The 13,490-nt window shown below is 68.2% G+C and carries 16 protein-coding genes; 1 reads left to right on the forward strand and 15 read right to left on the reverse strand.

The window, feature by feature from the left end:
• The 3 genes from ITJ55_RS03195 to ITJ55_RS03205 all read right to left on the reverse strand — a co-directional run.
• Positions 1 to 952 (reverse strand): serine/threonine-protein kinase (locus tag ITJ55_RS03195; protein WP_194594045.1); only part of this gene is annotated, 952 nt, incomplete at its 3' end.
• Positions 953 to 1,125: 173 nt separating this feature from the next.
• Positions 1,126 to 1,923, reverse strand: a complete 798-nt coding sequence (locus tag ITJ55_RS03200; protein ID WP_370543992.1) for a PP2C family serine/threonine-protein phosphatase — start codon at positions 1,921 to 1,923, stop codon at positions 1,126 to 1,128.
• Entirely contained in the window at positions 1,920 to 2,468 is a 549-nt protein-coding gene (locus ITJ55_RS03205; RefSeq protein WP_194594046.1) for an FHA domain-containing protein, read from the reverse strand. Before ITJ55_RS03205 ends, ITJ55_RS03200 begins: the two co-directional genes overlap by 4 nt.
• A 192-nt stretch (positions 2,469 to 2,660) precedes the next feature.
• On the opposite strand from ITJ55_RS03205, the gene ITJ55_RS03210 reads away from it, so the two are divergent.
• Positions 2,661 to 3,221: a methylated-DNA--[protein]-cysteine S-methyltransferase gene (locus tag ITJ55_RS03210; protein WP_194594047.1), complete on the forward strand. Its 561-nt coding sequence runs from the start codon at positions 2,661 to 2,663 to the stop codon at positions 3,219 to 3,221.
• 47 nt (positions 3,222 to 3,268) lie between these two features.
• Here ITJ55_RS03210 and ITJ55_RS03215 read toward each other — a convergent pair whose 3' ends face one another.
• The 12 genes from ITJ55_RS03215 to ITJ55_RS03270 form a co-directional block, all read right to left on the reverse strand.
• Complete coding sequence (locus ITJ55_RS03215; RefSeq protein WP_194594048.1) at positions 3,269 to 4,024, reverse strand: YaaA family protein; 756 nt, start codon at positions 4,022 to 4,024, stop codon at positions 3,269 to 3,271.
• A gap of 28 nt (positions 4,025 to 4,052) precedes the next feature.
• Complete coding sequence (locus tag ITJ55_RS03220) at positions 4,053 to 4,313, reverse strand: F0F1 ATP synthase subunit epsilon (protein ID WP_056256999.1); 261 nt, start codon at positions 4,311 to 4,313, stop codon at positions 4,053 to 4,055.
• A 2-nt stretch (positions 4,314 to 4,315) separates the two neighbouring features.
• Positions 4,316 to 5,776: a F0F1 ATP synthase subunit beta gene (gene atpD / locus ITJ55_RS03225; RefSeq protein WP_194594049.1), complete on the reverse strand. Its 1,461-nt coding sequence runs from the start codon at positions 5,774 to 5,776 to the stop codon at positions 4,316 to 4,318.
• A gap of 41 nt (positions 5,777 to 5,817) precedes the next feature.
• Positions 5,818 to 6,717: a F0F1 ATP synthase subunit gamma gene (locus ITJ55_RS03230; protein WP_043594511.1), complete on the reverse strand. Its 900-nt coding sequence runs from the start codon at positions 6,715 to 6,717 to the stop codon at positions 5,818 to 5,820.
• Positions 6,718 to 6,761: 44 nt separating this feature from the next.
• Entirely contained in the window at positions 6,762 to 8,399 is a 1,638-nt protein-coding gene (gene atpA, locus ITJ55_RS03235; RefSeq protein WP_194594050.1) for a F0F1 ATP synthase subunit alpha, read from the reverse strand.
• Between the two features lie 59 nt (positions 8,400 to 8,458).
• On the reverse strand, positions 8,459 to 9,253 hold the full coding sequence (locus ITJ55_RS03240; RefSeq protein ID WP_194594051.1) for a F0F1 ATP synthase subunit delta: 795 nt from the start codon (positions 9,251 to 9,253) through the stop codon (positions 8,459 to 8,461).
• Positions 9,254 to 9,255: 2 nt separating this feature from the next.
• A complete protein-coding gene (locus ITJ55_RS03245) occupies positions 9,256 to 9,816 on the reverse strand; it encodes a F0F1 ATP synthase subunit B (protein ID WP_194594052.1) in 561 nt (186 codons plus the stop codon).
• A gap of 20 nt (positions 9,817 to 9,836) precedes the next feature.
• Complete coding sequence (gene atpE, locus ITJ55_RS03250) at positions 9,837 to 10,070, reverse strand: ATP synthase F0 subunit C (protein WP_043594505.1); 234 nt, start codon at positions 10,068 to 10,070, stop codon at positions 9,837 to 9,839.
• Positions 10,071 to 10,124: 54 nt separating this feature from the next.
• Entirely contained in the window at positions 10,125 to 10,931 is an 807-nt protein-coding gene (gene atpB, locus ITJ55_RS03255) for a F0F1 ATP synthase subunit A (protein WP_194594053.1), read from the reverse strand.
• A 182-nt stretch (positions 10,932 to 11,113) separates the two neighbouring features.
• Positions 11,114 to 11,539 (reverse strand): hypothetical protein, encoded by a 426-nt coding sequence (locus ITJ55_RS03260; RefSeq protein WP_194594054.1) that lies wholly within the window; start codon positions 11,537 to 11,539, stop codon positions 11,114 to 11,116.
• Positions 11,536 to 12,816 (reverse strand): MraY family glycosyltransferase, encoded by a 1,281-nt coding sequence (locus ITJ55_RS03265; protein ID WP_194594055.1) that lies wholly within the window; start codon positions 12,814 to 12,816, stop codon positions 11,536 to 11,538. Before ITJ55_RS03265 ends, ITJ55_RS03260 begins: the two co-directional genes overlap by 4 nt.
• A complete protein-coding gene (locus ITJ55_RS03270) occupies positions 12,813 to 13,490 on the reverse strand; it encodes an L-threonylcarbamoyladenylate synthase (RefSeq protein ID WP_194594056.1) in 678 nt (225 codons plus the stop codon). Before ITJ55_RS03270 ends, ITJ55_RS03265 begins: the two co-directional genes overlap by 4 nt.

Consider the following 13,490-nt stretch of genomic DNA (forward strand, 5'->3'; position numbering starts at 1 on the left):
GACGCGAGGCCTGCACGGGCGTGACCCCTCGGAGGCGCGTCTTGTCCTCGAGGTCGGCGACGGTGGCCAGGGCCCAGTCGTCGACGGCCACCTCGATGGGCGTCTGCGCTGCACCGAGTTCGCTCTCGACCTGCTGGAGCTCGCGCACGAACTCGAGCACGCTGGCCTGACGCTGTTCGGGCCGCCGGGACATCGATCGCGCGAGCAGACGCTCGAGCGTCGGCGGGACGTCCGTCCGGCCGGTCGGCACGAGCTTCGCCTTGTCGATCCGGCCGATCAGGTCCGACGCACCGTTCTTGTCACCGCCCAGCACCTCGAACGGACTGCGTCCCGCGAGCAGGGAGTAGACGGTCGCACCGAGCGACCACACCTCGGACTCGATCGTGCCGTTCGTCTCGTCGAGCAGCACCTCGGGCGCCGACCACGGGATCGACATGCCCACGACCTCTTGCGGTTCGCTCTCGCTGAGCGACGCGGCGATGCCGAAGTCGGACAGGACCGGGTGGCCGTAGGCCGTCATGAGGATGTTCGAGGGCTTGAGGTCGCGGTGCAGCACACCTTGACGATGAGCGGTCTCGACCGCGCTGCCGATCTTGACCCCGATGCGCAGCACGTCGGCGACGGGGATGCGGTCGCGGCGGTACCGCTCGCTGAGGGACGACGAGCAGAGCTCCATCACGAGGTACGGGCGCCCGTCGGCCGAGACGCTCGCCTGGAACACCGTGAGGATCGACGGGTGGGCGCTGAGTTGGGCCATGAGGTTGGCCTCGGCCTGGAACATCTGCCGGACCTGGTCGTTCACGACCTCGCTCAGCATGACCTTGACGGCGACCTGGCGACGCGGCATGTTCTGCTCGTACAAGAACACGTCGGCGAAGCCACCCGACCCCAGGACGCGGACGTGGGAGAAGCCCGGCAGCACGGGCGGCGCGGACGGCAGTCGTCGAGCCACGTCGCCTCCTCGGGGATCGTTGCGGGGTCGGCTCGGCAGAGCCGGTCGGCGTCGGTCCGACCGCTGTCATTCTAAACGGGGGGCACCGACCCCCGAGAGGCCCGCCCGCCCGTCTGTGGACGGGCTCGGTCCCCCCACTTCGGGGGACGAGGCGTCCTGACGAGCGTGGTCGGCTAGTCGGCGTCCGACGTCGAACTGCCGCGGACGTCGACGACGACGGCCGTCACGTTGTCGCGACCGCCCGCGTCGACGGCGGCCTCGACGAGTGCCGTGGCGGCGGCTTCTGCGCCCTCCACGCTCGCGAGCAGGTCGGCGATCCGTGCGGCGGGCAGCTCTTTCGTCAGGCCGTCCGAGCAGACCAGGAGGCGCAGGCCCGGTCGGGCCGGCAGGCGCCAGTAGTCGGGCCGGGGATCGACGTCGAAGCCGACGGCCCGGGTGATGACGTTGCTGTCGGGGTGCTTCTCGGCGTCGTCCGCGTGCAACAGACCGGCGTCCACCATCTCTTGGACGACCGAGTGGTCGACCGTGACCTGTCGCAGGAGGCCGTCCTCGAACAGGTAGACCCGCGAGTCACCGACGTTGAACACCGTGAACTCGACGTCGCCCTCGTCGCCGTCGCGCGAGAGGAACGCACCCGTGGCCGTCGTCCCGACCCCGAGCTCGGTGTCGGCCGCGGCCACGGCGATGTCTGCGGTGGCGACGCGCAAGGCCGTCTCGACGTCGTCCGTGGTGGCGAACGGGCGTGATGGGATCTCGCTCATGCGTCGGACGACGGCGTCACTCGCGACGTCACCCGCGCTGTGCCCGCCCATGCCGTCCGCGACCACGAAGAGCGGGGAGTCGGCCAGGTAGCTGTCCTCGTTGTGGGCGCGTCGCCGACCGACGTCGGTCACCCCCGCCCAGTCGAGGGTCAGGCCCACGTCGTCGAGGCCGAGGGCGTGGGCGGTCGTGGGGCGGCCGAGCTCTGTCACAGGAGGGGTTCTTTCGTCGGGATGATGCGCTGGGGAGGCAGGATCTCGAGAAGGTTCCCGTCACCTACGTCAACTATCGTGCCTGCACGCGCTACGAGCGACTCGCCTTGCCGCAGACTCACGGGAACCCGCCCGGGCTCGGTCACCCGCGTGCCGTTCGTGGAGCGCAGGTCGGTGACGACCACGGTCTCACCGTGCTGGCGCACCTCGACGTGCGAACCCGACACCTCGTGGCTCGGCGACGGCACCTCGACGAGACGCGGTGTGACGCCGGCGACCACCCGAGGCGCCGTCGGCCTCCGGCCCACCACGACGGGAACGTCGAGGAGCAGGTCGCGCCCGGCGACGCGAACCCCGTGGAGGCGCGGTGCCGGTCGAGCGGACGCACCGACCCCCTGCGCCGCCGTCGCCGTGGATCGGCCCCGTGCCCGCAGGACGGTGTCCTCGTCGTCGGGCACCACCGTCGAGCCCCGCGGACGGACGACCACCGTGTCGTCGACGCCCGGCAGCTCGTGCCACGGGTCGCGCGGTCGTTCGCTGGGCATGTCGCTCCTCTCGTCGGCGCCCGGCACTCGTGCCGGTAGGCAGGACCTCCACGCTACCGCCCGTGCGAGGTGCGCCCGCGACGGGCGACGACGTGGCCATCGTGTCCTCCCCAAGCGCCAGACCAGACCGTTCGTCCACAACGGCGATGCCGACCGCCGTCCGGCGCGCCCCACGAGTCCTAGCGTGACGCCATGACCGACCTCGTCCTCGTGCCCCCGCTGCCACCGGGCCCGACGGCCGACGACGAGCCGCCGGGGCTCGTGCGGTTCGACTCCCCCGTCGGGCGCATCGAGATCGTCAGCCGACACTTCGCGGTCGAGGCCCTGACGATCGAACGCTGCGGCAACCTGCCTCACGACCACCTGCCCGAACGTCCCGACAGCTTGCTCGACGCCGCCCGACGACAGGTCGACGGCTACTTCGACGGGGTCCGCACGCGATTCGACCTGCCGCTGCGGCTCGTCGGGTCGAGCTTCCAGCGGTCGGTCTGGTCGGCCCTGCTCGAGGTCGAATGGGGCTCGGCCACGACGTACGGCCGCCTGGGGGGAACCTTCGGCAACCCCCGCGCGGGCCGAGCGGTGGGCGGGGCGGTCGCCGCCAACCCGTTGCCCCTGCTCGTCCCGTGTCACCGCGTCCTCGGCAGGACGGGCGGGATCACCGGCTACACGGTGGGTTCGGGCGTCGAGACAAAGAAGTGGTTGCTCCGTCACGAGGGCATCGCGTTCCGTGACGGCCCCGTCCCCCTCGACTGATCACCGGCGTCGACCGTGTGCCGGTGACCGGCGCGACCGCGACGACGTCAGGCGGCCGCGTCGAGGACGGACTCGGCCACGAGGACGGTCTCGGCACCCGGTTCGATGACGAAGCCCCGCGCGCGGGCCCAGTCCGTCAGGTCGCCGACGTCCGTCAACTCGGGTCGATCCGTCACGAGGGCCCGGACGAACAACCCCTTGGTCTTCTTGTTGAAGTGGTTCAGGGCACGACGCCGGCCGCCGGCGTCCGACACGACCCGCACGTACGTCGACCCCTCACCGGCGGGCCCGAGGCCGACGTAGCCCTCGGATCGGAGGTCGACGACGGGTTCGTCCAGCCCGGCCAGGACCCGCGACACCGACGACCGCCACACCTTCTTCAGGGTCGTGCCGGCGACCTTCGAGTCGTGCGACAGCCGGTAAGCCGGGATCTCGTCCCCGGCTCGAACCAACCCGAACAAGGCGGAGTGCACCACGACGTGCCGGTGTGCCCACCGCCACGAGTCGGCGTCGAGACTCGACACGGCGAGCGGGTCGAAGAGGACGCCGGTGTAGCGGGCCAGTGCAGGCATCGTCGGTGACGACGTCACGATCCGGTTGCGCACGATCTCGTGGGCTTGGGTCGGCCCGAGCTTGAGCGCCCGGGCTGCCACCACCTCGTCACACGACAGTTCGTCGAGAAGTGCCAAGGAGGCGCGGCGCGGCGCCTCGAGAGCCTCGAACGACAGCCCCGTCACGTCGAGTCGTGAACCGACGCTGCCCCCGTCGAGTTTCGTCTCGGACGGGGGCAGCAGGAACAGCATGGATCTGGTCGGTGCGAACGGATCGTGGTCAGTTGAGCTGCGCGTTGCGCGCGACGACCGTCACGGTGTCGTTCTCGACGGAGAGGAACCCGTCGTCGGCGGTCGCCTCGACGGTGCTGCCGTCGGACAACCGCACCCTGACCTGGCCCGAGGCCAAGATCGCCAGGATGGGCTCGTGGCCGGGGAGGATTCCGATCTCACCCTCGGCGGTGCGAGCGACGATCGACGACGCCTCGCCCGACCACACCTCGTGGTCGGCCGAGACGACGCTGACAGTGAGAGCAGCCACGATCAGCCGTTCTCCTTCTGGATCTGAGCCCACTTCTCTTCGACGTCCGAGATGGAGCCGACGTTGAAGAACGCCTGCGTGGCGACGTGGTCGAACTCGCCGTCGGCGATGGCCGTGAACGACTCGATGGTGTCCTTCAGGGGGACGGTCGAGCCCTCGACACCGGTGAACTTCTTCGCCATGTAGGTGTTCTGCGACAGGAACTGCTGGATGCGACGGGCGCGCGACACGGTGATCTTGTCCTCTTCGGACAGCTCGTCGACACCGAGGATGGCGATGATCTCTTGCAGTTCTTTGTTCTTCTGCAGGATCGCCTTCACCCGGATGGCGGTGTCGTAGTGCGCCTGGCCCAGGTAGCGGGGGTCGAGGATGCGGCTCGTCGAGGTCAGCGGGTCGATCGCGGGGTACAGACCCTGCGACGCGATCTCGCGCGACAGCTCCGTGGTCGCGTCGAGGTGCGCGAACGTCGTGGCCGGGGCCGGGTCGGTGTAGTCGTCGGCCGGCACGTAGATCGCCTGCAGCGAGGTGATCGAGTGACCACGCGTCGAGGTGATGCGCTCTTGGAGCACGCCCATCTCGTCGGCGAGGTTCGGCTGGTAGCCCACGGCCGAGGGCATGCGTCCGAGCAGCGTGGAGACCTCGGAACCGGCCTGCGTAAAGCGGAAGATGTTGTCGATGAAGAGCAACACGTCCTGCTTCTGCACGTCACGGAAGTACTCGGCCATGGTCAGGGCCGAGAGCGCGACGCGGAGACGGGTTCCCGGCGGCTCGTCCATCTGGCCGAACACGAGGGCGGTCTTGTCGAAGACGCCGGCCTCGTCCATCTCGGCGATGAGGTCGTTGCCCTCACGGGTGCGCTCACCGACACCGGCGAACACCGAGACGCCACCGTGGTCCTGCGCGACGCGCTGGATCATCTCTTGGATGAGAACCGTCTTGCCCACGCCGGCGCCGCCGAACAGGCCGATCTTTCCACCCTGCACGTACGGCGTGAGGAGGTCGATGGACTTGATGCCGGTCTCGAACAGCTGGGTCTTGGACTCGAGCTGGTCGAACTGCGGGGGCTTGCGGTGGATCGGCCAACGCTCGGTGATCTCGACCGTCTCGTCGCCCTCGAGGTTGAGGATCTCACCCGTGACGCTGAAGACCTTGCCCTTGGTGACGTCACCGACGGGCACCGAGATGGGTGCTCCGGTGTCGATGACCTCTTGACCACGGACGATGCCGTCGGTGGGCTTGAGGGCGATGGCACGGACGAGGTCGTCACCGAGGTGCTGGGCGACCTCGAGCGTGATCTGCGTGGTCGTCTCACCGATGGTGATCTTGGTGGTCAGCGCGTTGTAGACGCCGGGGATGGCATCGTGCGGGAACTCGATGTCGACGACGGGGCCCGTGACCCGGGCGATGCGCCCGACGCCGGGAGCCGACTCGGTCGCGACCGGTGCGGTTGCGGTGTCAGTCATGGCTTCTCTCTCTTCGGATGATGATGCTGTGGTGCAGAGCTCTACTTGGCCGATCCGAGGGCGTCTGCGCCGCCCACGATCTCGGAGATCTGCTGCGTGATCTCTGCCTGACGCGCGTTGTTCGCGAGGCGGGTGAAGTCGCGGATGAGGGTGTCGGCGTTGTCGCTGGCCGCCTTCATGGCCTTCTGACGGGCGGCGTGCTCGGAAGCGGCCGACTGCAGCATGGCGTTGAAGATCCGGCTTTCGATGTAGACCGGCAGCAGGGCGTCGAGCACCTCGGTCGGATCGGGCTCGAAGTCGTACAACGGGAGGACCTCGTCCTCACCGGGCTCTTCGATGCCCTCGACGACCTCGAGCGGCAGCAGGCGGACGACCTCGGGAACCTGGCTGACCATGTTCACGAAGCGGTTGTAGACGATGTGGATCTCGTCCACCCCGCCCTCGGCCGCCTCGGTGAGGAACTTCGACACGACGGCGTCGCCGATCTCTTTCGCCGTGGCGAACTCGGGCTGGTCGGTGTTGCCCGTCCAGACCTGCTCGGCGTCACGACGACGGAAGGCGAAGTACCCCTGGGCCTTGCGGCCCACGAGGTAGTAGACGACCTCTTTGCCCTGACTGCGCAGCAGCTGTGCCAGCTGCTCGCTCTCTTTCAGCGTGTTCGAACTGAACGCACCGTTCAGACCGCGGTCGGACGTGAACACGACGATCGCGGCACGCTCGACCGTCTCGGGCTCGGTGGTGAGCACGTGGTCGACGTCCGAGAACGTCGCCACGGCCGACACCGCCCGGGTGATGGCCCGCGAGTACGGCCCGGAAGCCTTCATCCGGGCCTGCGCCTTCTGGATGCGCGAGGCCGAGATGAGCTCCATCGCGCGAGTGACCTTCTTGGTCGTCTGCGCAGAGCGTATCCTCTGCCGGTAGACCCGGAGTTGGGCTCCCATTACTCTCCTGTTGTCTCGTCAGTCGTGAACGTCGGACGGGCGCGTCAGCGCTTCGTCTTGACGATCTTCTCCTGGTTGACGTCGTCGGCGTCGGTGGCCTGGAACTCTTCGCGTCCGACCGAGGCGAGCGGCTTGCCCTCACCGGTCTGGAACTCCTGCTTGAACGAGTCGATGCCGCTCTCGAGGGCCGCGACGATCTCGTCGGTCAGGACGTTCTTCTCGCGCAGGTCGGACAGCACCGACGTGTTGCGACCCATGTAGTCGAGCAGCTCGCGCTCGAAGCGCAGGATGTCGGGCACGGGCACCTCGTCGAGCTTGCCGTTCGTGCCGGCCCAGATCGAGACGACCTGGTCCTCGACGGGGTACGGCGAGTACTGCGGCTGCTTCAGCAGCTCGGTCAGGCGCGCACCACGGGCCAGCTGACGACGGCTCGCCGCGTCGAGGTCGGACGCGAACATCGCGAAGGCCTCGAGCGACCGGTACTGGGCCAGCTCGAGCTTGAGCGTCCCCGAGACCTTCTTGATCGACTTGACCTGGGCGTCGCCACCGACGCGCGAGACCGAGATGCCGACGTCGACCGCGGGACGCTGGTTGGCGTTGAACAGGTCGGACTGCAGGAAGATCTGACCGTCGGTGATCGAGATGACGTTGGTCGGGATGTACGCCGAGACGTCGTTGGCCTTGGTCTCGATGATGGGCAGACCCGTCATCGATCCGGCGCCGAGCTCGTCGGACAGCTTCGCGCAACGCTCGAGCAGACGCGAGTGCAGGTAGAACACGTCACCCGGGTAGGCCTCGCGTCCCGGCGGACGACGCAGCAACAGTGACACGGCGCGGTAGGCCTCGGCCTGCTTCGACAGGTCGTCGAAGATGATGAGGACGTGCTTGCCGCTGTACATCCAGTGCTGGCCGATGGCCGAACCCGTGTAGGGGGCGAGGTACTTGAAGCCGGCCGGGTCGGACGCCGGAGCCGCGACGATCGTCGTGTACTCCATGGCGCCGGCCTCTTCGAGGGCACCCTTCACCGAAGCGATGGTGGAGCCCTTCTGTCCGATGGCGACGTAGATGCAGCGCACCTGCTTGTTGGTGTCGCCGGACTCCCAGTTGGCCTTCTGGTTGATGATCGTGTCGATCGCGATGGCCGTCTTGCCGGTCTGGCGGTCACCGATGATGAGCTGACGCTGGCCACGGCCGACCGGGATCATGGCGTCGATGGCCTTGATGCCGGTCTGCATCGGCTCGTGGACCGACTTGCGCTGCATGACGCCGGGCGCCTGCAGCTCGAGGGCACGACGGCCCTCGGTGGCGATCTCGCCGAGACCGTCGATCGGCGCACCCAGCGGGTCGACGACGCGACCGAGGTAGCCGTCGCCGACGGGGACCGACAGGACCTCACCCGTGCGGGTGACCTCCATGCCTTCTTCGATGCCCGAGAACTCGCCGAGCACGATGGCGCCGATCTCGTCCTCGTCGAGGTTCTGGGCCAGGCCCTGCGTGCCGTCCGCGAAGCGGATGAGCTCGTTGGCCATGACGCCGGGGAGACCCTCGACGTGGGCGATGCCGTCGGCTGCGTCCGTGACGTGGCCGACCTCGGTGGTCGAGGCCTTCGAGGGCTCGTACGACGAGACGAAGTCCTTCAGCGCGTCGCGAATCTCATCCGGGCTGATCTTGATGTCTGCCATTGTGATTCCTATTCGTAGCGAGGCTTCGGGAGGCCTCGAGTCTGTGTGTGAGAGCGTGACTAGCCGGCGAGTTGCAGGCGGAGCAGGCTGAGCTTGGTCGCGACGGTGCCGTCGATGACCTCGTCGCCCACCTGGACGCGGAGACCGCCGACGACGGCGGGGTCGATGACCTGGTTGATGCGCAGGCTACGCCCGAACTGCCTGGCCAAGCCGTGCTCCAGCCGCGTGACGTGGGCCCCGTCGAGGACGACGGCGCTCGTGACGGTGGCGACGAGCTGGTCGGACTCGTCGGCGACGATGTCGGCCGCGTGCCGCAGGAGTTCTCCGATGCGACGGCCGCGGGGCTGTCGGACCAGGTGCATGACGATGGCGACCGTCTGTCGGCTGGCCTTGCCGCCGAGCAGTCGCTCGACGAGCCCCGCCTTGGCAGCCGGGTCACCGAGCTTCGAACCGATGGCGAGCTCGAGCTGCGCGTCGGTGCGGACGGCCGCGTCGAAGGCGAAGAGCTCGTTCTCGATGCCGCTGTCGGCAGGTGCGGTCGAGGCGATCGCCCGGAAGGCGACTTCTTCGATGCCGGCGAGCAGGTCGTCGGACGACGACCAGCGGCCACCGACGACCGACACGAGCAACGCTCGTGCCGATTCGGAGAACGACCCGAAGAGCCGGTCGAGCAGCTGCTTCTTCGTCGCGACGTCGACGGCGGGGTCGGCGAGGTACGACTGCAGCTGGACGGAGCCGCCGACGACCCGGCCGGCGTCGAGCAGTTGCTCGCCCGTCGCCAGGTCGACCGACTCGCCGAGGTCGGTCAGGACCGCCCGCGCCGAGCCGAGTGCTTCTCGGGACATGGAACCCATCGTCAGTTGCCCGCCTTAGCGTTCTCGTTCGCCTCGAGGTCGGCCAGGAAGCGGTCGACGACGGCCGACGCCTTGGCGTCGTCGCTGAGCGACTCACCGATGACGCCCGACGCGAGGTCGATGGCCAAGGACCCCACCTCGGACCGCAGCGAGGCCACGGCGGCCTGGCGTTCGGCCTCGATCTGAGCGTGGGCGGACGCGGTGATGCGGTCGGCATCGGCCTGCGCCTGCTGCTTCAGCTCGGCGATGATCTCGTTGCCCTCGGCGCGCGCAGCCTCACGGATGCGGGCGGCCTCGGCACGGGCGTCGGCCAACTGCTTCTTGTATTCGTCGAGGGCCTTGGCCGCTTCGGCCTGGGCGGCCTCGGCGTGCTTGATGCCGCCTTCGATGCGCTCGGCCCGCTCGTCGAGGATCTTGCGGAACCTGGGGATCGCGAAGAGCCCGAAGAACGCAGCGATGACCACGAAGACGACCAAGGACCAGAGGATGTCGTAACCAGCGGGGAAGAAGATGGCGGCGCCTTCGGGCGCACCACCCTCGGCCGCGAGGATCGTCTCGATCATCGGTGTGTCGTCCTAACTGATCAGGAGAAGATGAAGCCGGCGGCGAGGCCGATGAAGCCCAGCAGCTCGGTGAACGCGATGCCGAGGAACATCGTGACCTGGAGGCGGCCGGCCAGCTCGGGCTGACGGGCCATGGCCTCGACGGTCTTGCCCGCGACGATGCCGATACCGATGCCGGGGCCGATCGCTGCGAGGCCGTAGCCGACGGTCGCGATGTTGCCGTTGATCTCAGCGAGGATCGTGGTGGTGTCCACTTGTGTTTCCTTCCGGTTGGGCGATGCTCGTCGGATGACGTGCGTCGTCTGTATTTAGTGTTCTGTCGCCGCGGCCTGTTGGATGTAGACCGAGGCGAGGAGCGTGAAGACGTAGGCCTGCAGCACGGCGACGGCCATCTCGACGATGGTCATCACGAAGCCACCGATGAGGGTGAGCGCACCGAAGGCCATGAAGCCCCCGCTCATGCTGAAGAAGAAGAAGTGCGTCGCGGCGAAGCAGAGCACCAGCAAGAGGTGGCCGACCATCATGTTCAACAGCAGTCGCAGTGCCAGCGAGATGGGGCGCACGATGAAGATGTTGATGAACTCGATGGGCGTCAGCAGGATGTACATGACCCACGGCACACCGGGCGGGAAGAGCGCGTTGCGCAGGAAGGTCGCCCCACCGGCCTCGCGGAAACCCGCGTAGATGAACATGACGTACGCGACGACCGCCAGCAGCAGCGGCATGGCGATGACCGACGTGCCCGCGATGTTCAGGCCGGGGATGATGCCGGTGATGTTCATGGCGAAGATGCCGAAGAACATGGCCGCGAGGATCGGAAGGTATTTGCGACCGAGCTTCTCGCCGAGGATCTCTTCGACGATCTGGATTCGGACGAAGTCGAGGCCCAGCTCGGCGATGCTCTGCCCGCGGGACGGGATGAGCCGCCCCTTGCGCAGGGCCAGCCAGAACAGCAGCAACATGACGGCGATCGCGAAGAGGCGGACCAGCATGATGCGGTTCAGCTCGAAGGGAGTGCCCTCGAAGAAGATGGCGGGAGGGAAGAACTCGTCAAGAGTCGGGGCGTGGAATCCCCCGTCCCCGTGGCCGGCTTCGGCAGCGGAGAGCAGGTTCACAGCGTTCGCTATCAGCGCTATCTCCTGTGTCGGGGCGAGCACCCTGAAGTGTCGCGACGATTGGTGGGGTTTGTCATCCGTGCACGCTGGAGACGCGGCCGGGGAACGTCGTCAACCCTATCAAGGTAATGCTTGCTTCCACGAATCGGTCGAGCTATTTTCACCCTGTGCACGCATCGCCGTCAGTCGGTGGGCGCGGGGGGCAAGGTCGCGTCGCTGACGTACGACAGCCGACCCCGGACGACCACCAGCGCGTCCACCGCGAGGGTGCCGATGATCGACACGACGAGCGCGAGGAAGAGGACGACGTCGTCAACGAAGGGCTGGTCACGCAGCACGACGAGCAGCACGATGAAGATGACCAGCTTGAGCAACCACGCGCCCATCACGATGCCGAAGAAGGCCCCCAGCGTGAAGCGGATGGCCACGAGCATGCTCGCGGCCGTGATCGCGGCGAACAGGATGGCGAGCCCCACGCCGACGAGGGCGCTCCAGAGTCCGTCGGTGCCGGCGAACAGGTAGCCGAGCCCCCCGCCGACCACGGCGATGACGAGGGCGAGCAGGCCCGTGTACTTGAGGATCTGCGTGAAGATCGAGCTGGCGTTCATGGGTGGTCCTTCGGGTTCGTCAGTTCGGGCACGACGGCCTGGGCCGCGGTGTCGGTGTCGTGCGGGTCGAGGGCGTCCGCCGCGGCGTCGAGCGGATCGAACCGGTCGGACGCGGTCGTCGACAGCTCGCCGGTCGGGGTGGTCTGGACGGCGATCTCGACCTTCTTGCGACGGCTCAGCGGCGAGAGGGTCGCGGCGGTGCAGGCGACGAGCCCCACCCCGAGGAAGACGGCGACGAGGTAGGTCGGCTTGACGAACAAGAACATCAACCCGCCCACGGCCGCGACGAGCGTCCAGGCGTAGAAGATCAGGACGGCCTGGAAGTGGGAGTGCCCCATGTCGAGCAGACGATGGTGCAGGTGCTTGCGGTCGGCCGTGAACGGCGACTTGCCCGCGCTGAGCCGCCGGAGGACCGCGAGGCCGAAGTCGAGCAGGGGCACGACGAGGATCGCGAACGGCAGCACGATCGGGATGAACGCCGGGAGGAGCGCCGTCCGTGAGATGCCCGCCGGATCGATCTGACCGGTCACCGAGATGGCGCTCGTGGCCATGACCAGGCCGGTCAACAGCGCACCGGCGTCGCCCATGAACAGTTTCGCCGGGTGCCAGTTCAGCGGGAGGAAGCCCAGGCACGCCCCGATCAGGACGGCGGACAACAAGGCCGCGAGGTTGAAGTACTCGGTCTGGCCGATGGTGATCGAGATGACGAAGCTGTAGACGAAGAACACGCCGTTCGCGATGATCGCGACCCCGGCGACGAGACCGTCCAGCCCGTCGATGAAGTTCACGGCGTTCATCACCAGGACGATGGTGAGGACCGTCAGCACGAGGGACATGTAGGGCGACCCGATGGCGAGGCTGCCCCCGATCGGCAGCGAGACGAGCTGGACGCCCTGCCAGGCCAGCACCCCCGCAGCGATGATCTGCCCGGCCAGCTTGGTCATCCAGTCGAGGTCGTAGAGGTCGTCGACGACGCCGATCACGACGATGATGGTCGCGGCCCCGATGATGGCCAGGGGCGGCCCCGCGTCGGCGAAGACCAGACGGAAGTAGTCGACGCCCGAGATCAGGGGGAAGACGAACCACGCCGCGAGCAGCGCGACCACGATGCCGGCCCACATCGCGATGCCGCCGAGGCGGGGCGTCGGGGTCTGGTGGACGTCGCGCTCACGGATCTTCGGGTAGAGGCGGTACTTGAGGCCCACCCGCCAGACGACCACGGACAGCACGAAGCTCACCGCTGCCGAGATCGCCAGCGCGAGGAGGTAGTACCTCACGCGAGGGCGTCGACCCCGACGACGCGGATGACGTCGGCGTCGGAGAGGACGCCGTGCCGCACGATGCGCAGGACGCCGTCGGCACCCGCCGTGGCGTCGACGATGGTCGAGCCCGTGTTGGCGCCGGCCATGTGCTCGTATGACGTGCCCGCGAGGCCGTCGTCGAGGTACACCGACACCGAGTCCCCGAGCATGCGTCGGGCGTCGCCCGCCGACTCGGCGGCCGGACGACCCGTGAGGTTGGCGCTCGACACCGCGAGGGGGCCGGTCTCTTCGAGCAGCTCGAGGGCGATCCGGTGGCTCGGCACGCGGAGGGCGACGGTGCCACGGGTCTCGCCAAGGTCCCAGCTGAGCGAGGCCTGCGCCCGGAAGATCACCGTGAGGGGCCCGGGCCAGAACTCATCGAGCAGCGGGCGGACGACCTCGGGAACGCGGTCGGTGAGTGCGGCGAGGGTCTCTTGCCCCTTGATGAGCACCGGCGGCGGCGACTGGCGTCCGCGCCCCTTGGCGTCGAGCAGACGCTGGACGGCGGTCGGGTCGAACGCGTCCGCGGCCACGCCGTAGACGGTGTCGGTGGGCAGCACGACGAGCTCACCCCGCCCGATGGCACCGCGCGCCATGCGCATGCCGGCGAGCAGTTCGGAGTCGACGGAGCAGTCGTGAAAAGTGGCCAT

It is taken from the genome of Frigoribacterium sp. VKM Ac-1396, assembly GCF_015350895.1.
Lineage (GTDB): Bacteria > Actinomycetota > Actinomycetes > Actinomycetales > Microbacteriaceae > Frigoribacterium.